Consider the following 22,861-nt stretch of genomic DNA (forward strand, 5'->3'; position numbering starts at 1 on the left):
TACTAAAAACTCACTGCGATTATTGTACCAGAGGTACATTGATTTGGCAACGTTTAGCAGTAAAATTAGCAAAAAAAACCTCGACCTTTGACGGGGAAAGGTTGAGGTTTCCTTTTGTGAAGCGTTATCATCGCGTTTATGTGACATAGAGATGGTAACAAATTTTAACCTGTTTGAATCAACTTCTAGTCGACTTGGATTGCCATAAGCGGAAATGGGCGCATATCTTCCATAGAGACATAAGACAGCGAGCTAGAGGATACGTTTGCTGTAATATAAGGCCAGCTAGCCCTGTTAAGAACCAGGATGCCGAAGTGAAGGCACCGAAGATGAGTAGATGAAGCCCCCCCAGAAGCAAGGCGATGCCAATCACAGGAACGATATGACGAAGCGCGATCCATAGAGCGTATAATGCACCGCGTGCTCGGCCTTCTCCATCTGGAGCTGATGCACCGAACTGCATGTATAACATCACGTGATGAATAATCCAGCCGTACACGATCCAACCGACAACATATGGAATACCCGGCAGTAACAGTTGTAATGAATGGAACCCATCCATTAGAGTGGCGAATAGTGTGGGCACAAGCCAGTAGGCCGGCAACAACATCAACAACGTTCGGATGAAGTGCAGCAGTAACATGGGTTTCCACAACACTTTGATACCACGGACAAAAGGAGTTCGTTCCTCCGATTGATTAAAGTGTTGTAATGAGTACAACAGCCCTGCTTGGATGAGGGGAGTGATTAACATGCGCAGCAGCAGCATAGCTCCGAGAATCCATAGATACCGATGAACCTCGGGATGAGTAGAGAGGCTGAGTTGACTTTCCATTTTGAACAAAAGGGTACTGAGCTCTCCAGCATCCGTGCCAGGATATCGAAGCAACAGCGGGACAACCGCCGACTGCACTAATCGATAGATAAAGTACCCCCATACTAATTGATAGATAAATAGTAGTGCAGCTATGAATATATGCTGACGGACGAGAAACCAGCCTTCACGTATTTTTGCTTTCACTGTCTCCACCTCACCATGACAGACTTCCGAAAATAGCTTCAATAAGTTTGGTTGCGCTCAAACTCCAGCGGAATTTGGATGATTCGTCCAGATTAGCTTTCAGGAAATTGTCCATATGACGATTCTCTAATACCACAGTGTACAGAGGGTCGGTCATGGCCCAAGAAACCGGAGAAGTATAGGTAAGCTTATATGTGATCCGCTCCTCGTTTCCATTCCATTGTTTATTCACGATATGCCCATCCTCGAACACAATTCGCACAGGAACCTTCATATAATTGCTTCCTTTTTTCTGAATGGTCACAGAGGATTCGTACACCTCTTGATCGCCCTTCTGAACCGGAGTTACGCTGATCTTCTCCACAGCAAAGTCCGCCATCCCATCGCCATATACATATTGATCAAAATACGTAGACCATGAAGTGCGAGTAACTTGCTCCACGACCCTTTGGAAATCTGCTGAAGTAGGATGTTTGAAACGATACTTCTTCACATAAGTAGAGAGGATGCGTTCCATTGTTTTGGAGCCGACTTGTTGTTCGATACCGAGCAAGACAAGCTTGCCTCGTGTATACACATTCGCTGCATAATGGTTCTGTGAATCAAACTTCCATGCTTCCTGTGTCAACGGGGCTGGAGACGTGATCAAACCCGCTTGAACGGGTAGGTTAGGGACTAGGCCATATTCCTGCTCCATTAATTTATCCTCTGCATAAGAGGTGAATCCTTCGTCTAACCAAGCCTCCTCAAATTCATTGCTGGCGAGCATGCCATAGAAATACTGATGACCAATTTCATGGACGACGGTTCGTTCCAGATCATACCCGGGTGTTGTATCGTCCGCCCCGAAGGCAGTCACCAACGTTGGATACTCCATGCCTCCTGCGCCATTTCCGGTTTTTGGAGGAACGACAATGGAGAGGGTAGAGTAGGGATAAGTGCCAAACCATTTGCTGTAGTTCGCTAGAGCTGCCTTAGCGGCGTAGAAGTAACGTTCTTTTAGATCCTGGTGCGCAGGGTCAAGATAGAGTTTGATCCTTACTCCAGGAACATTGGGGGCGGAGAAGGGTTCTTCGGCATAAACAAAATGAGGTGAGGCCGCCCATGCAAAATCATGGACATCATCGGCATAGAATTGATAGATCTTTTCGTTATTTTTCACAACTGCCTGTTGCGTTGGAAAACCTGTTGCGGCTACCTTGTATGATTCCGGTACTCGAATGCGTACGCTATAGATACCGAAGTCGGCATAAAATTCGGAATTGCCGTGATATTGGTGCAAGTTCCAACCCTCGGCTGTGCGTCCACGTCTACCTGTAGGCTCGTATACGCTAATTTTGGGGAACCACTGCCCTGCCATCACAAAATCGTCTGCAGTTCCCATACGGGCAAAAATTTTGGGCAGTTGTACTTCAAATCGAGTGTGCAGCGTTATGCTCTCGCCGCCCTTCACCGGTTTGGGCAATCGGATTTTGATAAGTGTTTTGTCTTTCATATTTCCGTCGTCTGGCTGTACGTATTGCATGCGGTGTAAAAGTGACAGACCGTCTTCTGTTTTCATCTCTGTAATCTTCATGGATCCATAGCCATCTGTGGGCATAACATCCCCACGAAGCTTTCCGCCAGACTCCTTCATAAAAGTAGTGTCTGAAGAGGAGAATGCATTGGGATACAGGTGGAAATAAAGCTCGTTGACCGTCTTTTTGCCTGGATGAGTCCAAGTTAGTGTCTGTGTTCCTTGCAACACATTTCCGTCCACCAATTTCACATCGATGTGATATTCCACCACACGGTCGCTGAACACTTCAGCAGTCGGGGTCTGCACGCTTTCTGGAGGTGCGGAGGTTTGGGCTTTTCCTGGAGGCTTGCCCACTTCTGGGGCGAGCACAGGCAATTCGGATGTTGTGGAGCGAGTGTTTCCCAGCGTAATCCATGCTCCTGCAATAAGCACACACAGGGCGAGGAATGCGGTGAGCCAACTCTTGGCGCGTCGTGGAATCATCGTTAAATACCTCCCGTTGACAAGCATCTACAGCATGTATATGTTTGCAATGGGACGAATATTAGTTAAAATATTTGTATCAACCCTTGGAGGCTATAAACATGGAACAAAACGAGCAAAACGGCAAAAAACAAATTGCCTTGAATATCGTTAGTGCAAAAAGCAAACACAAAGGTTTCGGTTCGGGTTCTATTGATCTGAATAACTTATCCCCGGTCATTATTGATCAAGGCGAAGCCAAGATTGATATTGGTGCGATGCACGCGAAGAGTAAAGTGGAGCGTGGCATCAAGTTTTCGACCAATCGTGAGGACGTACCTAATGGACGCCAAGTATGGCTTGTTTGGGTAGCTGTAGATCGTACAGAGCAGGGACAGTTATATGGTGGTGCGACGGCTTGTGAGATGTGGATTGATACGGAGGCTAAGCGTGGATGGAAATTGCTTGCGGATCATGTGAACCGCATGGATTATGCGTTGAAACGCCGCTTTATGTTGGATGATCTGGGTCCAGAAGAACGTGCAGCACTGAAGACACTTCTGATCTCACATAACGAAGAATGGTGGAATGCTTCCCCGGATGTGTTGAAGGATGCATTGTCCTAGGTGCCTAAATCGTTTCAGTGCGTCTAACTAAACTAAATAATTAAACTAGAAAAGCCCCGTGACCTTTAGTGAAGGAATGTCACCTGTTTATAACAGGAATCAGTCCTAACATCAGGTACGGGTTTTTTTAGATGTGTTTATAGAAAGCCTATCCACAAAAAAATGATGGTGACGCAACTACGTCATTACGTATTTGCGTCATTCTACCCACCAACGTTTGAAATCTCTCCACCATGAATGTTTTTCTTCCTGTAGACCCTGTTGCTGCTGTGCCTCATGAGTCATATCATCGCTTCCAGATTCCGAGTCTTCTGAAGCACTGCGACATACTTCCGTTGGCTCAGTTCCATCAATAAATACTTCAAGTCGTTTCTCTGGGCATCCATTGCCGGCCAGCTTGCCGGATTCAGGATCAATGTAGACACTAACAACGTTGTCTGGTACCGAAAATATTTTGGGTGGAACACTGGCGAGTGCTTGTTCCGTGAACTGGGCGAACATGGGGGCCGCGCGGCGACCATCAGCGGTGGAGATTGCTTTCCCTTGATCATATCCAACCCAGACGGCGGTTGAGAGCTCTGGGGTGAAACCGACCAGCCAGGCGTCTGTATTGGTTGTTCCTGTTTTGCCTGCAACGGGTCGCTTGATGGTAGCTGAGACACGGTTCCCTGTTCCGCCATTTTCAAATACACTCTCCATTAACCGAGTCAACACGTAGGCAGCGGCGGGCTCAACGACTGTTTCTGCTTGGGTCTGGGGTGCTTCATACAGAACACGACCTGCAGCGTCAGTCACCTGTAAAATAGCCACAGGAGGAGTACGTTGACCGCCAGCGGCAATGACTGAAAAGGCAGATGCCATCTCCAATGGGCTAACGGGTGAGGTGCCGAGTGCAAGGGAAGGGACAGCACTCATATTGCTTGTGATCCCTAAGTTTCTGGCCATATTCACAACCTGCTCTGGCCCAATCTGCATGATCGTATTAACCGCATAGATATTGTCTGATGCGGCTATCGCTTTTCTCAGATCGATTTCACCGAGGTACTTGTCACCAAAGTTCCCTGGTTTGTACGTCTTACGATCGTTGTCGTAGTGGAACAAGGTAGGCTCGCTATTAAACATAGATGCACTAGTGAGCTGTTTAGACTCCAGTGCGGCCAAGTACATAATGGGTTTGAATGCTGAACCTGGCTGGCGTGTCGTTGCCAGCACGTGGTTAATCTGATTGGTGCGATAATTTTTGCCGCCGACCATTGCTTTGATATAGCCTGTGCGAGGGTCAATGGAGACCAGTGCGGTCTCTAGCTCACCTGTAGCATCCATACCCTTGGATACGGCATCTTCTGCCGCCTTTTGCACACGTAGATCTAATGTGGTGTAGATGTTTAATCCCCCGTGATCCAGCATCGCTTCACTGATGTCCAGTTCCTTAATGGCTAAATTCCGGATATAATCCCGGAAATAAGGAGCTTTTTCCACCGTTTTCCGTTCACTTTCGGGTCTGAATTGAAGCATTTCCTCGTAGGCCTTATCCGCTTCGGTCTGTGTAATTTCTCCGATATCTGCCATAGCATTTAATACGATCTTCTGCCGATCCTTGGCATTCTTCATATGATTGTATGGAGAATAATAGGTTGGACCTTTCGGGATGCCTGCTAGCATCGCACTCTCAGCGAGATCCAGTTGTTTAGCGCTTTTGCCAAAATACATGCGTGAAGCAGCCTCGATGCCGTAGGCTCCATGACCATAGTAGATTTCATTCAGGTACATCTGTAGAATCTCGTCCTTGCTATATTTCATCTCAAGCTGAGCGGTGTACATAGCTTCTTTGGCTTTACGTGTCCATGTTTTCTCGTGGGAAAGGTATAGATTACGTGCGAGTTGTTGTGTCAACGTACTGGCTCCTTGAGACATCTGCATATGCTCCAGGTTAACGAGCACAGCTCGTCCCATACCCCGAATGTCGAAGCCGTAATGCTCATAGAACTTGCGATCCTCTACAGCCAGTGTGGCATGAACGAGATCTGGCGAGATATCTTGCAGTTGTACGGGTACCGAGTCCTTGCCGCCAGCAGAGAAGGTTGCGATGATGTCGCCCTGGCTGTCCAATAATCTGGAATTGCGATCGGAGTCAGCTAGGGGCAGGCTAGTGGCATATAGATAGACGAGTCCGGCTGCTGTGGCAATGAGACCAAGTACAACCAGCACAGAGATCCCTTTGACGAATTTCCATATACGGAACCCGCGTTTGCGGGTCTTTTGGCGTGTTTGATTCATGGAACGGGCTCCTTTCTTTTCTTTCCAGTATGGGATTAGAGTGGCAGGTATATTCACCGCGTTACATAACGGTTTAATAAGTATCATATTGTGGGAAAACCGTTTTGCAGTATAAACGTCTATCGCGTATAATGCAAAAGGGTAATGAAAAGAACGAGTTCGGCACAATATACAGAAGACACGGAAGGACGAACCACACCAAATGTCACTGATTCGTTGATCTGTCAGTCGCTTTGCGCGTTCTGGTCCATTTTTAATCTATATATGAAGTGAAACGCGGATCTCTCCCGCAACCAGCAACCATCATGCTGTGTGGCGCCGAACGCTGGACGTGCTTGGGCGAACGTTTAAGCGTGTAGCGCTTAATCGGGTATGGCTGATCAATACTTTACGGAAAGAAGGTAGAGATTATGGAACTATGGTTTACGGAGAAACAGACCCCTGTATTCGGGATCACCGCGAAGATTAAGCAGACTTATGTTACAGAGCAAACAGACTTTCAAGATTTGGCTATGATAGAGACCGAAGAATTCGGTAATATGTTGATCCTTGACGGTATGGTTATGACGACGGTAAAAGACGAGTTCGTGTATCATGAAATGGCAGCTCACCCTGCACTCCATACCCACCCGAATCCGAAAAAGGTATTGGTTGTTGGCGGTGGCGACGGTGGCGTAATCCGTGAAGTCATTAAGCACAGTACAGTAGAAAAAGCTGTTCTCGTTGAAATCGACGGTAAAGTTATTGAATATTCCAAAAAATATTTGCCTGAAATCGCCGGTAAGCTGGACGAGCCCAATGTGGAAGTTCTTGTGAACGACGGCTACATGCATATTATTGAACATAAAAATGAATACGATGTGATCATCGTAGACTCCACCGAGCCTGTAGGGCCAGCTGCTCCATTGTTTGAGCGTGGTTTCTACCAAGGCATTTATGAATCACTCAAAGAAGACGGAATCTTCGTTGCCCAGACGGACAACCCTTGGTTCAAGGCAGATCTAATCCAGAAGGTTAACAAAGACGTCAAAGAAATCTTCCCGATCGTACATGTGTACGGCTGTAATATTCCAACATACCCAAGCGGTCTGTGGACATTCACCATGGGCAGCAAGAAGCATGACCCGCTTACGGTGGATGAGACTCAAATTCCGGAGATGGATACGAAATATTACTCTCCGCGTCTGCACAAAGCGGCATTTGTACTTCCTAAATTCGTGGAAGATTTAACGAAATAAAGGGGAAATCAATTAATGAAACTGGATCAAGCTTATTCAGGAAATGTATTTATTTGCAGCTCTGAGGATTATGAAAATTCCAAAGCGGTTATCTACGGTATGCCGATGGATTACACCGTCAGCTTCCGTCCGGGTTCCCGTTTTGGCCCATCTCATATCCGTCAGGCATCGGTTGGACTCGAAGAGTACAGCCCGTACCTCGATAAAAGTATTGTAGATATGACATACTTTGATGCTGGAGACCTGCTCTTGCCTTTCGGTAACGCTGGACGCAGTCTTGAAGTAATTCATGAATACATCGGTAGCCTGCTAGCTGACGACAAATTCCCGATTGGTCTCGGCGGAGAGCATCTGGTTACTTGGCCGGTCATTCAACAAATGTATAAGAAATACCCGGATCTAATCTTGATTCATATTGATGCACACGCAGACCTTCGTGAAGACTATGAAGGAGAGCCATTGTCCCACTCTACACCAGTACGTAAAGCGGCTGAGTTGATGGGCGGCAAAAATATTTATCAATTCGGTATTCGTTCTGGTTCCCGCGAGGAGTTCCAGTATGGACGCGAGAACATCAACTTCTATCCGTTTGAAGTTGCAGCTCCAATGAAGGAAGCTCTTCCGAAAATGGGCAACCGTCCAGTGTATGTGACCATTGATATCGATGTGCTTGATCCTTCTGCGGCACCAGGAACAGGAACGGCAGAAGCGGGTGGCATTACATCTAAAGAACTGCTGGAAGCGATCCACATGATTGCAGGCTCTGATGTGAACGTAGTTGGATGTGACTTGGTCGAAGTTGCGCCAATCTATGATCCAACACAACAGACTCAGATTGTGGCCGCGAAAATGATTCGTGAAATGCTGCTTGGATTCGTGAAGTAATAGTCTCCATTAGCGCCTCTCTGTTTACGCCAGGTTGAAACCAGCGTAGAAGGGGGGGCGTTTTTTTATTCTCATGATCCTTATTTGAGAATTTACAACTCCTCCTGAGGGAGCAACGAAAAAGAATGATTAAGGAGAAAAATAATCCGTCTTTCAGAGGATAATGGTTAATTTAACTTCCATCAGGAGCTGTGTTATACTTACTACATAAGTTTCAGTAATATATGAATTGATATATTACAATCGCGGAGTATATGGTAAATGGGCTCGACCATATACTAAAAAGGAGTCATTACCGCGCCAACGGTAATGACTCCTAGGACCCGAAAGGCTGTGGATTGCCACGGCGCGCATGAATTAAATACTGTTATTCAAGCGAAACCCACCGTCAGGCTCCTAACCTATGAGGTGGGTTTTCGCTTGCTACGAAACTTTTTGCGTAACCAACGGTACAGCCTTCGCCCACTCAGCACAATACTGAGGATTGCAGCAATCCATCGGATTACATCAAGCAACGTCACAAGTTTGACCATCGACGTCACCCCCTCTCGGGAAGCTGCGCCGTGATCTGGAAAACATCCACCGTTATTCTAAGTCCACAAGGAATAGTATAGCACGTCTGTTCGCATACCTCTACATAAGCAGGAATACTCACACATCGTAAACCCAGTATCCTCAATATATTAGTTTGTCTGTCTAGATAAGCTGCTGTATAGGGGGACTTTTCTACGAAAAAAGTTCCACATGGAACAATATTGATTGGATTTCAAATAAGTGTAGCTCGCGAATTTCCTATACATTTTATACATCGAATACAACGAGTAGACTTGGAGTGAAATTAATATATCTCCGCCCATTTATAAGTGGATGATCGATACGGGGAGATTGAGCACCGCATAGGTACTCCAAAATATTTTGCCGCCTAAATTGCAATAAATGAACGATTCCAATGGAATTGTATGGATGTTATTTCAAAAATGAGAAGGATAAACAAGCGCTAACGTAGCTCTCGAACTAAATATAAGAATAAATAGACTCTTTCCAGCTACTAGAAGCTAGAAAGGGTCTATTTGCTGTGTAAGATTAATAGTTGAAACTGATTTAAAAAAACGATATTGTAAGCGATAACAACATACTTTTTAGGGGGTTGAATTAATGGTTAATGTTACTTTAAAGGCAGATTCCAACCAAGGATTAATAAATCGCAATATCTATGGTCACTTTTCTGAACATCTAGGTCGGTGTATTTATGAAGGAATATGGGTTGGAGAAAACTCACCTATTCCAAATACTGAGGGCATTCGCAATGATGTATTAACAGCGCTGCAAAAGCTAAATATTCCGGTGCTCCGATGGCCTGGCGGCTGTTTTGCCGATGAGTATCACTGGAAGGATGGCGTGGGGCCGCTGAGCGAGCGTGCACGAATGATCAATACGAACTGGGGCGGCGTGGAAGAGAACAATCATTTTGGAACTCATGAATTTCTGAGACTGTGTGAACTGCTTGGAACGGAACCTTATATTAGCGGTAATGTAGGAAGCGGTACAGTTCAAGAGATGCAACAATGGGTTGAATACATGACGTTTGACGGCGAATCACCAATGGCAAATTGGCGGAAGAGCAATGGTCGAGAGAAGCCATGGAAATTGACGTACTTTGGGGTAGGTAACGAGAACTGGGGATGCGGCGGCAATATGCGAGCAGAATATTATGCTGACGAATACCGCCGATATGCCACGTATGTGCGCAACTATTCCGATAACCAGATTTACAAAATTGCATGTGGGCCAAACGAGGATAACTATCATTGGACAGAAGTATTAATGCGTGAAGCCCATCAGCATATGAGTGGACTCAGCCTACATTATTACACCCTCCCAACGGGCGTATGGCAAGATAAAGGTGAAGCGACTGGTTTTAATGAAAGTGATTGGTTCCAAACGTTGAAGCGCACACTTCATATGGAAGAGTTGATTGTGAAACATTCCGAGATTATGGATAAGTACGACCCTGAATGTAAAGTGGGTCTGATTATCGACGAGTGGGGCACATGGTACAACGTGGAGCCGGGAACTAACCCAGGATTCCTCTATCAGCAGAATACGATGAGAGATGCTCTGGTAGCAGGGATTAATCTGAATTTATTCAATAAGTATAACAAGCGGGTGCAAATGGCAAACCTTGCACAGATCGTGAATGTGTTGCAAGCACTTGTTCTGACTGAAGGCGAGAAGATGATCCTTACGCCAACTTATCACGTCTTTGATATGTATCAGGTTCATATGGATGCGGAGCGACTGGAGCTGGATTTTGAGAGCCCTGGATACACTTTTGGTGAAGATACAATCCCGCAGCTTAGTTTGTCTGCATCACGTGACCAGGAGAGTGTAATTCATGTGACCGCATGTAATCTCAGTCATACAGATGAGCTTGAAGTGGTGTGCCAATTGCAAGCAACCGATTCTTCCGTTGCCTCAGGACGTATTCTACACCACGGGGAGATCGGTGCGTTTAATACGTTTGAGCAACCAGAGAACGTTACTCCATCGGAATGGAAGGATGTTGCGCTGGAAAATGGTCAATTGCGGTTCGTATTGCCGCCTGCATCTGTTGGAGTCATTGCAATAAAGGCATAGTGCTATGAACAGCCGTTTATCTATGGAAGCAGGTCAGAAGTCTGAGCGTTCACTTTGCAAAGGTTGCGATGATCAATATGATGTACAGATTAGTGAAGCCAAGCTAGCGCGTCTTGTGGAGCTAGCCTCACGTTCACGCCCTGTTGTTGCAGATGCCGAATATGAGCGGAGATTATCCTCCTGTTACAGCTGTCCGGCATTACAGTACGGGAGCACTTGTCGGTATTGTGGTTGTTTGGTACAGGTGCGTGCCAAACTGCTAGATTCGACCTGTCCATTCCCGTATGATTCACGATGGACCTGATTGAATTCCTATTCTTAATTACTATATTAATGAGATGAATGAGAGCAGCACTGAATGAACTGTCCCCCGTCAAGTAGGCAGGTGAACAATCAAACCTGTTACTGTAAGGGGCATATCATATAGTGCTGCTCTCCTTTTTTTGCTGCCCAAGAACAAAAACTCTGAATTTGGATTTGAATTGAGCGAGTGAACTGGATATAGTTATACAGTAGAGTGTAGGATAGAAGGCTATCCGGTAATATGAGTGCGTATAGCGGTACAACGATACGGGAAGCGCTTGTGTAGATCAGCCTCTCGTTTTTGGCGCCGCCTCGAATATAATGGAGGTTAACATTCATGTCGAACATGCGACCGGTTCAGATCCGGCTGCACAGCCGCTATGAAGGTGAAGATGTGCTGCAGGAAATGCAGGGTGAAGCTGTGCTGAAAGGGTCTGTTCTCTATGTTCGTTATCAGGAACCACAGAACGGCCCTGAAGGTGGTATTACCCGAACAACATTGAAAATGAGCGGACAATCCATCAAGATTATACGTCACGGCGAGGTGGAATCGGAGCAGACGTTTGAATTAAACCGGAAGCTTCCGGGCTTTTATCGTTCCCCTTACATGGCTTTTTCCTTGTCCACGCATACACAGGAGCTGGAACTTTCCATTCAAGGATTGAACGCACGCGCAGCGTGGAGCTACGACTTTTACCGCTTTGACGAAGAATCCGGACATTTCGCGATTAGTTTGCATATACAGGAGGAACCAATTTAATGACACGTAATCCACTAGATACAATTAATGAACGGGTAAGCACGGCGATCGGTAATGCCATCGTTGCTGCTGGAATCGTTACGCAAGATGAGTTGCCTGCTATCACGCTTGAAGTACCTCGGGACAAATCCCATGGTGACCTAGCAACCAATGCTGCGATGCAGCTCACCAAGATGGCTAAGCGTAATCCTCGTCAGATTGCGGAAGAGATCATCGCTAACCTGAACTTGGCGGATGCTGGCATTGAGACGGCTGAGATCGCTGGACCAGGCTTCATCAACTTCAAATTGGACAAGAGCTACCTCTATCCCGTGCTGGAGCTTGTACAAGAGCAGGGAGAGAATTACGGAAGAATTAATGTCGGTGAAGGACGCAAGGTCGAAATGGAGTTTGTCAGTGCCAATCCAACAGGCAGCCTGCATCTGGGACATGCCCGTGGAGCAGCTGTAGGTGATGCACTGTGCAATATCCTCGATTATGCTGGTTACGTTGTAACTCGTGAATACTACATTAATGATGCGGGTAACCAAGTATTTAATTTGGCTCGCTCCATTGAAGCGCGTTATTTGCAAGAGCTAGGCCAAGATGCTGAGATGCCAGAAGACGGTTACCATGGTGAAGATATTAAAGGGTTTGCGAAGGAATTGGTTGCCGAGAAGGGAGACAGCTTGCTGTCCATGCATCCAGGAGATCGTGCCGCTTACTTCCGTGACTATGGTCTGGAGAAGGAACTGGATAAGATCAAACGGGACTTGAATCGCTTCCGCGTTAACTTTGATATCTGGTTCAGCGAGACTTCCCTTTACGATAATGGTGAAGTACTTCGTGTGCTGGATGAATTGCGTGACCGTGACGAGATCTATGAGAAAGATGGCGCAACCTGGCTGAAAACGATGCAATATGGGGACGACAAGGAACGTGTATTGATCAAGAATGATGGTACGTACACTTACCTGACACCGGACATCGCTTACCACCGCGATAAATATTCTCGTGGATACGACACGATGATTAACATCTGGGGAGCCGATCACCATGGATATATTCCACGGATGAAAGCTGCTATGCAAGCACTCGGTAATGATCCGGATAAACTGGTCGTGCTGATTGCACAGATGGTTAGCTTGTTCCAGAATGGTGAGAAAGTGAAAATGTCTAAGCGTACGGGTAAAGCCGTAACAATGGAAGATCTGATGGATGAAGTAGGCATTGACGCCATTCGATACTTCTTCACGATGCGTAGCATGGACTCCCATCTGGACTTTGACATGGATCTTGCTATTTCGACGTCTAATGAGAACCCAGTATTCTATGTGCAATACGCACATGCTCGTGTCTGCAGCGTATACCGCCAAGCAGCAGAGCAAGGCATTGAGCTGTTGCCAATTTCACAGATTAACCTGTCTAAGCTGACAACAGAACATGAATTTGATCTTCTTCGCAAAATGGGTGAGCTGCCAGAAGAGATTGCCACTGCTGCTACGGGATATGCGCCACACCGCTTGATCCGTTACGTATATGAACTGGCATCCCTGTTCCATAGCTACTACCGTGCAGAGCGCGTCATTACAGAAGACGCGGAGCAAACGCAAGCGCGTCTGGCGTTGATCGGTGCTGTGCGCACCGTTATCGCAACAGCGCTTCGTCTGGTTGGCGTATCCGCACCAGACAAAATGTAACCCATGCCGCAGCGGCGCATTGCCGCCTAGGCTTAGCCAAAAGTCCCCATGCACCACGCTAGCAATGCAGCGTGGGCATGGGGACTTTTGGCAGTGCAAGCAGACGGACGCATAGCGTGCCGTGCTTGCACCTGAGCCTGCACCGACCACCGCCGCCGCGTGTACAAGCCTTGAAGCCTCTGTATACCGCATGCTCGCGGTATACGGTGCCTTCAAGGCTTGATCTAGTCGATGGCGATGGCGGTCGGTGCGTTATGCCTCGCCCTCCTGCATGAGTCGGAGGGCGTCGATCTCGCCGCCGCGTACCTTCGTCTTCGCGGCGGTTGTTTTGCGAGCGCGCAGTGGTACGGTGGCGCGCTTGACCAGCGCTTTAATTTCGCTGGGCGAAAGTCCTGGATGCTTGGCAAGTAATAGCGCGATGGCGCCGCTTACGTGGGAAGTAGCCATGGAGGTGCCGCTCATCTCGTGGTGCTTGCCTTGTACCCATGAGGATACAATCTTGTCGCCAGGTGCGTAGACATCTACATATGCACCACGGTTGCTGAAGGACGCAATGCGCCGGTTTTTGTCCGTTGCACCCACGGATATCGTCTGCGGATACCTTGCTGGATAATCAATGCTACGACGTTTGCCGTCGTTTCCTGACGAGGCCACAATGACAATGCCGGCATGGTATGCCCGATTAACGACATCGAGAAGAGCCTTGCTTCGAGTCTTCATACCGAAGCTCATATTGATGATATCTACCCGGTTACGCACACACCAGTCGATGCCGAGCACGATATCGGATACATAAGCTGATCCGTTATGATCGAATGCCTTTACTGGATATATCAAAGACCGAGGAGCTACACCGATCATGCCAGCCGTGCTGTTGGCTGCTGCAATCGTTCCGGCAATATGAGTTCCGTGACCGTTATCATCATGGGGCAGTAAGCTGCGATTTAACAGATTAATCCCACGCGCCAGTGAATAACGAAGATCCGGGTGCTGATAATCAGCACCAGTATCAATCACACCGATTTTGATGCGATGTCCTGTGGAGACAGACCATACTTTGGGTGCACGGATCTGCTTCACTCCCCAGGGCACACCTTGAACACTGGTTGGTTTATTATGAAGCGCAGTGGCATGGAGCGAGATGGAGTGATCCCCTTCCACTGTAATATCAGCGCCATAACGATTCAATTCTTCTGGGCAGCCTACATTTGCGATAATGGAGCGTGCTAGGCGGGAGGAACGCACTGCCCTGAGATCGGAGAATTTGCTGCGCATTCTCGAAAGTTCCAAGAGACAGGCTTCATAGTGTCTTGGTTGGTTGAACCGGATGAGGTACCGCCCCGCCTGTTCCGGTTCAGGACCTTTCATTCCTTCAACTAAATGATGCAATAAGCCGGTGTAGTCCATTATGGGCAGCCCCCTTCGGGATGAACATGCTGAGGTATTCTATGAATGCGCTCAGCCTGCCGCATGGGGAACTTGCCCTTTTTTTATAAAAAGTCCTTCACTTCGTGTCAAAAAGGGCGCAGGGACATATGATGGATGGAGGGCTAGAGGGCTCTTGCGGGGAACCTTGGTAAGGAGCGATCCTACGAGGGTATACAGTCAGAAGACGGAGGGGACTCCGTCTTTTTCCATTTTTGCTCAGCTTCTGTAGAATGGCGTCGTCGAAGTTGTTTTCCATGTTATTTATCTAATCCACGTACATAAAAACTTGCTTTTTAACGCTAAATAGGTTTTACTTAGTTTTGTTAATGGATATGTTATACGTAACGATCCAGTTCGTAGGGATATAAAGTGAATTAATGTGTGAGAGGAAGTGTCTGTCAGTGAGTACCTCACTCAACTTAAAAATTGATAAAGAAAAGGTAAGAGAGATTCCTTTGGTTGACCTCGCCTTTATGGTGCTGAAAGCGGCAAATACGCCGTATTACTACCGAGATTTGATGAATGAGGTAGCTAAACAGCGCGGAATGACTGACGAAGAAATCAACGATTTTATTGCCCAGCTATATACCGAGATTAATATCGATGGACGTTTTGCTTGTGTCGGTACGAGTCTGTGGGGATTGAAGCGCTGGTATCCGGTTGCTGGAGCGGAAGATTCCATGACGGGTGCGAAACGTCCGCGTATCATCAACGATGAAGATGATGATTTGGAAGATGAGGACTTCGGTGAAGAGGAAGATAGCTACAGCAGCGACGAAGACTTCGACAACACTGATGATGATCAGGACGAAGATGAAGACGATGATGATGATGACGATGATGACATCTTCGATGAAGATGATAGCGATGAAGAAGTTCTAGTTGAAGATGATGATTTGGAAGAAGAAGACCTCGACGAAGACGATGAAGAAGAGTCCGAAGACGAGGATGGTTTTGACGACGATTCCAATAAGTAAACGTCATTTTTAATGTCAATAATTTACCCGTTTCACCCCGATAGACATCCTTGACAAGCAGATGGGGTAGCGGGTAAACTATTGCATGGGCTTATGAATGAGCGACAATATATTTATGTTTTTTATAAAAGTGCCCCGTCCTGCGGGAGTACTTTTTTTTGTATTTTTAGAGGCAGAATTTTGCAAAATGAAATGATTTCCGCACGCTCCCGGTCAACGTCCGGGGTTCGTTTTTGTATATAAAAAAACGTCAATCGATGTTTTCTGATTGATGTCAGGTAAGGGGACGAACCCGGATTAAGGCTCTCGGAAAATTTGCACCATTTTGTTGTAAAGCAGCGTTGTTCAAACGGTCTTCGTGAGAAAGAGCAGTTCGTAGATGCAGGGAATTTCTACCATTGCTCTTTTTAACGATGATTACCTGGGAAACGGGTTACGATAACACCATATATCGCCTGAATTTCTGTACTTATATTAGGAGGGTAATAACAGTGACAAAGTATATTTTCGTGACGGGCGGAGTTGTGTCCTCCCTGGGCAAAGGAATCACGGCTGCCTCGCTGGGCAGATTGCTGAAAAACAGAGGACTCAAGGTAACAATCCAGAAATTTGACCCATATATCAACATTGACCCGGGAACAATGAGCCCGTATCAGCACGGTGAAGTATTTGTAACAGACGATGGCGCGGAAACGGATTTGGATCTGGGTCACTATGAACGGTTTATTGACATCAATCTTTCCAAAAACAGCAACGTTACAACAGGTAAAGTATACTCTTCCGTGATCAGCAAAGAGCGTCGCGGTGAATATTTGGGTGGTACGGTACAAGTTATCCCGCACATTACGAACGAGATCAAAGAGCGCGTATTCCGCGCTGGTCGTGAAGCTGGTTCGGATGTCGTGATTACGGAAATCGGCGGAACAGTGGGCGACATCGAGAGTTTGCCTTTCCTGGAAGCTATTCGTCAGATTAAGAGCGATGTAGGTCGCGACAATGTAATGTACATCCATGTAACACTGATTCCATACATCAAGGCTGCGGGTGAAGTGAAAACAAAACCTACACAGCACAGTGTGAAGGAATTGCGCAGTATCGGTATTCAGCCAAACGTTATCGTTTGCCGTACAGAGTACGAGCTGTCCAAAGACATGAAAGCCAAAATCGCGCTCTTCTGTGACATTGATGAGAACGCCGTGGTAGAATGCCGCGATGCGAGCACATTGTATGAAGTGCCACTTAACCTGCGTGAAGAAGGCTTGGATGAGATCGTGGTAAACCACCTGAAGCTGACTACTCCTGCACCGGATATGAGCGAGTGGGAAGGGCTGGTTGACCGGATCAGCAAATTGCAACGCACTGTTGAGATTGCGATTGTTGGTAAATATGTAGCGCTTCATGATGCATATCTGAGTGTTGTTGAATCATTGTCTCACGCTGGATTCGCATCCAACGCAGATGTGAAGATTCGCTGGGTTCATTCCGAAGATATTACAGATGAGAACGTAGGAGACCTGTTGCACGGCGTGGGTGGTATTCTTGTTCCTGGTGGATTCGGAGATCGTGGAATCGAAGGTAAAGTATCGGCAATCCGTTATGCCCGTGAGAAAAATATTCCGTTCTTCGGTATTTGCTTGGGTATGCAGGTTTCCGTTATTGAATATGCACGTTCCATCGTTGGTTTGAACGGTGCTAACAGCTCCGAGATCAATCCAGCTACTGAATTCCCGGTAATCGATCTGTTGCCAGAGCAAAAAGATATCGAAAATCTGGGTGGTACGATGCGTCTTGGTCTGTACCCTTGTAAGCTTCAAGAGGGATCTTTGGCTATGTCTTGTTATGATGACGAACTCGTGTATGAGAGACATCGCCACCGGTATGAGTTCAACAATGAATACCGTGAAGCGATCGAGAAAGCAGGATTGGTTATCTCCGGTACATCTCCAGATGGCCGTTTGGTAGAGATCGTTGAACTTCCGGGACACCCATGGTTCCTGGCAGTACAATTCCATCCAGAATTCACTTCCCGTCCGAACCGTCCACAACCGTTGTTCCGTGAGTTTGTGAAAGCTTCCTTGGAGAACGCTGAGAAGTAAGTTATTTATTTATTATATGGGGATGTCTCTGTTCGCTCGTGATTTACGGGTGGGCGGGGCATCCTCTTTTCGTCATGCTCTTAGAAATCATAGATGGGATAAAATGTTTTCGGTCAATTTGAACCTGGAGAAGGATTTTACTGGAAGAGGTAGAATACTTATCATGACGACTATGGGATAGTTATCCAGATTCGGACGTTTATGCTTTCCTAAATCCAGGAGGTTACACAGTGGAAAATAAAAAATTGTTGATTGTTGATGACCAAAATGGGATTCGTATCCTCTTAATGGAAGTGTTCAGCAGTGAGGGATATAATACATTTCAAGCGCCTAATGGTAAGGTAGCTCTTGAAATTGTAAATAACGACAAGCCTGATCTGGTGTTGCTCGATATGAAAATTCCCGGCATGGATGGGCTGGAAATTTTGAAGCATATTAAAGAAATAGACCCCAACATCAAAGTCATCATGATGACGGCTTATGGGGAGCTAGATATGATTAAGGAAGCTACCGATCTTGGAGCACTCATGCATTTTACGAAACCGTTTGATATCGATGAGATGCGTGTTGCCGTCAATATGCAATTACGAAATGATACCGCCAATAAATGCAGCTGAATCCTGTGGAAACAGGATTTTTTTGTGTATAAATAACCAAATATAAGGATTGTATTAATCCAAGGTATTCCAGTGAAATTTTCAGGGAATATTGAAATTGATGATGCCGTCATGTGATATCTATGAAAACTGTGCTGCAAAGCACAGCATTTTTGCAAATGCATGTTTAGTATTTGACATGGGATGTGGTATAATAAGCCCGTATGTGATTTCGGCTAAAAACCATAGACATAACCCAAACCCCTAGGAGGATTGAAACCATGCCATTAGTATCTATGACAGACATGTTGAACAAAGCACTCGAAGGAAAATATGCAGTTGGTCAATACAACATCAATAACCTTGAGTGGACTCAAGCAATTCTTACTGCTGCTGAAGAAGAAAAATCCCCAGTAATCCTGGGTGTTTCCGAAGGCGCAGCACGTCACATGGGTGGCTTTACTACTGTAGTTAAAATGGTAGAAGGACTCTTGATTGACATGAAAATCTCCGTACCAGTTGCTATTCACCTGGATCACGGTTCAAGCTTCGACAAATGTAAAGAAGCGATTGACGCTGGATTTACATCCGTTATGATTGACGGTTCCCATCACTCCATCGATGAGAACATCGAAATGACTAAAAAAGTGGTTGAATATGCACACGCTAAAGGCGTTTCTGTAGAAGCTGAAGTAGGTACTGTAGGCGGACAAGAAGACGACGTTATCGGTGGTATTCAATACGCTGACCTGAACGAGTGTATCCGTATCGTTAAAGAAACAGGTATCGATACTTTGGCACCGGCTCTGGGTTCCGTACACGGTCCTTACCAAGGCGAGCCAAACCTAGGTTTCAAAGAAATGGAAGAAGTTCGTGACGCGGTACAAGTTCCACTCGTATTGCACGGTGGTACTGGTATTCCTAAACACGATATCGATAAAGCAATCTCCCTGGGTACTTCCAAAATCAACGTGAACACAGAGAACCAAATCTCTTTCACTAAAGCAGTTCGTGAAGTACTTGCAGCTAAACCAAATGCTTACGATCCACGTACATTCATCGTACCAGGCCGTGATGCAATCAAAGAAACAGTTAAAGGTAAAATCCGCGAGTTTGGTTCTAACAACAAAGCGTAATTTATCTCAAACAGTTCCATACTGTGAAATGGAAGAACACCGCCTAGCCGGTGTCTTTCCATTTTCACACCTTATTTCTACATCGTTAGCCATCAGCACGTATTGCCGTTCATCGGCTGCAAAACACGTAGGGGGACATTAAGCTTTATGGAAAAATTGATGATTAGTGGCGGACGTCCGTTACAGGGAACTGTAACCATAAGCGGCGCCAAGAACAGCGCCATTGCGCTTATTCCTGCAGCATTGCTTGCCGAGTCAGAGGTCGTGCTTGACAACCTGCCACTTTTGAGTGATGTGGCCGTATATGCGGAAATTTTGGAGGAACTCGGAGCGCGTGTGACATGGGAAGGCAGTCAGATGAGAATCGATCCTTCCGATATTAAATCCATTCCTATGCCGAATGAGCCTGTGAAGAAACTTCGTGCTTCATACTATATGATGGGTGCGCTACTTGGGCGTTTCAAAGAAGCGACCATCGGTTTACCTGGAGGTTGTAACTTTGAACCTCGTCCGATTGATCAACATATCAAAGGTTTTGAAGCGCTTGGCGCAACGGTTACAAACGAACATGGTTCCATTCATCTGCATGCGAAAGAGCTTCGCGGAGCTAAGATTTATCTAGATGTAAGTAGCGTAGGTGCAACCATTAACATTATGCTGGCGGCAACTCGTGCCAAAGGCTCTACAATTATCGAAAACGCGGCTAAAGAGCCTGAGATTATAGATGTAGCAACACTTTTGAACTCTATGGGTGCAAGCATTAAGGGTGCAGGTACAGAAACCATTCGTATTGAAGGTGTATCTGAACTGAAAGGTTGTCGTCATTCGATCATTCCGGATCGCATACAGGCAGGTACGTACATGATTGCTGCGGCAGCAACACGTGGAGACGTTCTGATTGATAATGTCATCCCCAAACACCTTGAAGCTTTGACTGCAAAGCTAATTGAGATGGGCGTTGGCATTGAGGAACTAGACGAGAGCATCCGAGTTATTGGACAAGCATCGTACAATCATGTGGATGTGAAGGCGCTGGTGTACCCTGGCTTCCCTACAGATCTACAGTCCCCGATGACGAGTGTATTAACACAAGCAACGGGTGTTAGTGTCCTCAGTGATTTTGTATATAGCAATCGATTCAAGCATGTTCCTGAGTTAGTGCGAATGGGTGCTAAAATCCGTGTAGAAGGACGTTCTGCAATTATTGAAGGTAGTCCTTTGAATGCGGCTAAGGTAAAAGCATCCGATCTGCGCGCTGGAGCAGCGCTGGTGATTGCGGGTCTCACCGTTAGTGAAGGTGTGACTGAAGTAACAGGTGTTGAATTTATCGATCGTGGTTACGATCATCTTGTTACTAATCTGCGCTTGTTAGGTGCAGATGTGTGGCGTGAGACGGAGTAAACGAACGATATATTGCAAGTTTACAGCAATACAGTTATTATTTTTACAGAACTGCATAACCTTTCAACAAATGGGTAAACCTATACTAATAGAGTTCTCAGCCTCTCCGGAACCAGGTGAAATGTACGATTTCCTTGGCCGGAGGGTCTTTTTTTGGATTAGACATCATATGGCTGTAAGAACTGAGATTATTCCCTTTCCTCAAGCCCCCGGTTTGTTTGAACTGCGCTCCTTGGCCGGTTACCCGGATCGAACGCCTCATGACTTTTGTGTTCACTCACTAGCGGACAGTGCTGTGTATATAGCCACCCCGCCCGGAACTTACATCCAAAGACAAGTATTTGCATTATAGCGGTTACATTCCGTACAATGGACAGAAGAGAACGCGGTGTTATGCTGCCCTCCATAGCCGGAACATCTAGCGAAACTATCCATTTCACGGACTTATTAATTGAATAGGTGGTTATTATATGGATCTACAAATTTCCGATTTGGAAGAAATGAAATTAACGGACCTTTACAAACTGGCCAAAAAATATCAAATTCCATATTACGGTCAATTGAAAAAGAAAGAATTAATCTTTGCTATATTACGTGCACAAGCTGAACAAAGTGGTTTGATGTTTATGCAAGGTGTACTTGAAATTCTCCCTGAGGGATACGGATTCCTACGGCCGATAAACTACTTGCCAAGTACGGAGGATATCTACATTTCGGCTTCGCAGATTCGCAAGTTTGACCTTAGAACGGGTGACCTCGTATCGGGTAAGTGTAGGACGCCAAAAGAAAATGAACGTTACTTCGGCTTGCTGCAAGTCAATGCTGTAAACGGAGAGAATCCTTCAGCCGCTGCGGAAAGACTTCATTTCCCTGCACTAACTCCATTATATCCGCAGAAAAAACTGGTTCTCGAAACATCCCCCAACCATTTGTCCACTCGCATTATGGATGTGCTTGCTCCAGTAGGTCTGGGACAGCGCGGATTGATCGTAGCACCTCCCAAAGCAGGTAAAACACTTCTCCTTAAAGAAATCGCCAACAGCATCTCAACGAACAATCCTGAAATTGAACTATTTGTCCTGTTGATTGATGAGCGTCCAGAGGAAGTAACGGATATGTCTCGTTCGGTTAAAGGTGAAGTTGTAGCTTCTACGTTTGATGAGCTGCCTGAGAACCATATTAAAGTTGCTGAATTGGTGTTGGAGCGTGCACTTCGCCTTGTAGAAGCCAAAAAAGATGTCGTTATCCTGCTGGATAGCATCACACGTCTGGCTCGTGCATACAACTTGGTTATTCCGCCATCTGGTCGGACGCTAAGCGGAGGTATTGATCCTGCAGCATTCCATCGTCCTAAACGCTTCTTCGGTTCTGCAAGGAATGTGGAAGAGGGAGGAAGCTTGACTATTCTGGCGACTGCTCTGATTGATACAGGTTCCCGTATGGATGATATTATCTATGAAGAGTTCAAAGGTACGGGTAACATGGAGCTTCATTTGGATCGTCGTTTGGCAGAGCGCCGTATCTTCCCTGCGATTGATATTCGTCGTTCGGGTACTCGTCGTGAAGAAGTGCTTCTTAGCAAAGAAGAGCTGGATACAATCTGGACTATTCGGAAAAATATGAATGACTCACATGATTTTGTGGAGAGCTTCCTGAAGAAGCTGCGTAACAGCAAAACCAATGCAGAGTTTCTTGCTGCATTTGATGCAGCGGCCAATAATCCAACGAGTAATTCGGGCACAACAACAACCCGTCGTTCACCAAGACAAACAGCCACATCAGCAACGACAACCTAGTTGACTATGGGCTGATTGGACACT

At 46.2% G+C, this 22,861-nt stretch carries 19 protein-coding genes; 14 read left to right on the plus strand and 5 right to left on the minus strand.

From position 1 onward, the window contains the following. Positions 1 to 178: 178 nt before the first annotated feature. Both ASD24_RS17355 and ASD24_RS17360 read right to left on the minus strand, forming a co-directional pair. Entirely contained in the window at positions 179 to 1,021 is an 843-nt protein-coding gene (locus ASD24_RS17355) for a hypothetical protein (protein WP_056698121.1), read from the minus strand. A 10-nt stretch (positions 1,022 to 1,031) separates the two neighbouring features. Then, positions 1,032 to 3,023 carry a M1 family metallopeptidase gene (locus ASD24_RS17360; protein ID WP_056698125.1) on the minus strand — a complete coding sequence of 664 codons (1,992 nt, stop codon included), beginning with the start codon at positions 3,021 to 3,023 and terminating at the stop codon, positions 1,032 to 1,034. 101 nt (positions 3,024 to 3,124) lie between these two features. Between ASD24_RS17360 and ASD24_RS17365 the strand changes: the two genes are divergently transcribed. After that, complete coding sequence (locus tag ASD24_RS17365; RefSeq protein WP_056698127.1) at positions 3,125 to 3,628, plus strand: YwhD family protein; 504 nt, start codon at positions 3,125 to 3,127, stop codon at positions 3,626 to 3,628. Between the two features lie 198 nt (positions 3,629 to 3,826). Here ASD24_RS17365 and ASD24_RS17370 read toward each other — a convergent pair whose 3' ends face one another. Further along, a complete protein-coding gene (locus tag ASD24_RS17370) occupies positions 3,827 to 5,905 on the minus strand; it encodes a transglycosylase domain-containing protein (RefSeq protein ID WP_056698130.1) in 2,079 nt (692 codons plus the stop codon). A gap of 144 nt (positions 5,906 to 6,049) precedes the next feature. Here ASD24_RS17370 and ASD24_RS31335 point away from each other — a divergent pair, with 144 nt between their 5' ends. The 3 genes from ASD24_RS31335 to speB all read left to right on the plus strand — a co-directional run bounded on the left by ASD24_RS31335 (position 6,050) and on the right by speB (position 8,028). Then, positions 6,050 to 6,178 carry a hypothetical protein gene (locus tag ASD24_RS31335; protein ID WP_268795335.1) on the plus strand — a complete coding sequence of 43 codons (129 nt, stop codon included), beginning with the start codon at positions 6,050 to 6,052 and terminating at the stop codon, positions 6,176 to 6,178. A gap of 137 nt (positions 6,179 to 6,315) precedes the next feature. Then, complete coding sequence (gene speE / locus ASD24_RS17375; RefSeq protein WP_056698133.1) at positions 6,316 to 7,143, plus strand: polyamine aminopropyltransferase; 828 nt, start codon at positions 6,316 to 6,318, stop codon at positions 7,141 to 7,143. Between the two features lie 15 nt (positions 7,144 to 7,158). Then, the gene (speB, locus tag ASD24_RS17380) at positions 7,159 to 8,028 is read left to right on the plus strand and encodes an agmatinase (RefSeq protein WP_056698137.1); all 870 of its coding nucleotides are present in this window, start codon (positions 7,159 to 7,161) and stop codon (positions 8,026 to 8,028) included. Positions 8,029 to 8,429: 401 nt separating this feature from the next. Here the strand turns inward: speB and ASD24_RS31340 are convergent, their stop codons facing one another. Continuing rightward, on the minus strand, positions 8,430 to 8,561 hold the full coding sequence (locus tag ASD24_RS31340; protein WP_268795336.1) for a hypothetical protein: 132 nt from the start codon (positions 8,559 to 8,561) through the stop codon (positions 8,430 to 8,432). 622 nt (positions 8,562 to 9,183) lie between these two features. On the opposite strand from ASD24_RS31340, the gene ASD24_RS17385 reads away from it, so the two are divergent. The 4 genes from ASD24_RS17385 (at position 9,184) to argS (ending at position 13,407) form a co-directional block, all read left to right on the plus strand. After that, on the plus strand, positions 9,184 to 10,665 hold the full coding sequence (locus ASD24_RS17385; protein ID WP_056698139.1) for an alpha-N-arabinofuranosidase: 1,482 nt from the start codon (positions 9,184 to 9,186) through the stop codon (positions 10,663 to 10,665). Between the two features lie 4 nt (positions 10,666 to 10,669). Further along, on the plus strand, positions 10,670 to 10,969 hold the full coding sequence (locus ASD24_RS29985) for a DUF6171 family protein (RefSeq protein WP_235540640.1): 300 nt from the start codon (positions 10,670 to 10,672) through the stop codon (positions 10,967 to 10,969). 336 nt (positions 10,970 to 11,305) lie between these two features. Continuing rightward, complete coding sequence (locus tag ASD24_RS17390; RefSeq protein WP_056698142.1) at positions 11,306 to 11,728, plus strand: DUF1934 domain-containing protein; 423 nt, start codon at positions 11,306 to 11,308, stop codon at positions 11,726 to 11,728. Then, positions 11,728 to 13,407, plus strand: coding sequence for an arginine--tRNA ligase (argS, locus tag ASD24_RS17395; protein ID WP_056698144.1), 1,680 nt, complete (start codon positions 11,728 to 11,730; stop codon positions 13,405 to 13,407). Before ASD24_RS17390 ends, argS begins: the two co-directional genes overlap by 1 nt. A gap of 252 nt (positions 13,408 to 13,659) precedes the next feature. Here the strand turns inward: argS and ASD24_RS17400 are convergent, their stop codons facing one another. Continuing rightward, entirely contained in the window at positions 13,660 to 14,814 is a 1,155-nt protein-coding gene (locus tag ASD24_RS17400) for a S8 family peptidase (protein WP_056698147.1), read from the minus strand. Positions 14,815 to 15,236: 422 nt separating this feature from the next. Between ASD24_RS17400 and rpoE the strand changes: the two genes are divergently transcribed. From rpoE to rho, 6 genes are all read left to right on the plus strand, one after another. Further along, complete coding sequence (gene rpoE, locus ASD24_RS17410; protein ID WP_056698153.1) at positions 15,237 to 15,812, plus strand: DNA-directed RNA polymerase subunit delta; 576 nt, start codon at positions 15,237 to 15,239, stop codon at positions 15,810 to 15,812. A gap of 491 nt (positions 15,813 to 16,303) precedes the next feature. Continuing rightward, positions 16,304 to 17,908, plus strand: a complete 1,605-nt coding sequence (locus ASD24_RS17415) for a CTP synthase (protein WP_056698154.1) — start codon at positions 16,304 to 16,306, stop codon at positions 17,906 to 17,908. A gap of 230 nt (positions 17,909 to 18,138) precedes the next feature. Next, positions 18,139 to 18,525 (plus strand): response regulator, encoded by a 387-nt coding sequence (locus ASD24_RS17420; protein WP_056698157.1) that lies wholly within the window; start codon positions 18,139 to 18,141, stop codon positions 18,523 to 18,525. Between the two features lie 260 nt (positions 18,526 to 18,785). Next, positions 18,786 to 19,640 (plus strand): class II fructose-1,6-bisphosphate aldolase, encoded by an 855-nt coding sequence (gene fba / locus ASD24_RS17425; protein ID WP_056698160.1) that lies wholly within the window; start codon positions 18,786 to 18,788, stop codon positions 19,638 to 19,640. Positions 19,641 to 19,787: 147 nt separating this feature from the next. Continuing rightward, positions 19,788 to 21,041: a UDP-N-acetylglucosamine 1-carboxyvinyltransferase gene (locus ASD24_RS17430; RefSeq protein WP_056698162.1), complete on the plus strand. Its 1,254-nt coding sequence runs from the start codon at positions 19,788 to 19,790 to the stop codon at positions 21,039 to 21,041. Positions 21,042 to 21,511: 470 nt separating this feature from the next. Then, positions 21,512 to 22,837 carry a transcription termination factor Rho gene (gene rho / locus ASD24_RS17435; protein WP_056698164.1) on the plus strand — a complete coding sequence of 442 codons (1,326 nt, stop codon included), beginning with the start codon at positions 21,512 to 21,514 and terminating at the stop codon, positions 22,835 to 22,837. Positions 22,838 to 22,861 lie beyond the last annotated feature (24 nt).

It is taken from the genome of Paenibacillus sp. Root52 (genome assembly GCF_001426865.1).
Classification (GTDB): domain Bacteria; phylum Bacillota; class Bacilli; order Paenibacillales; family Paenibacillaceae; genus Paenibacillus.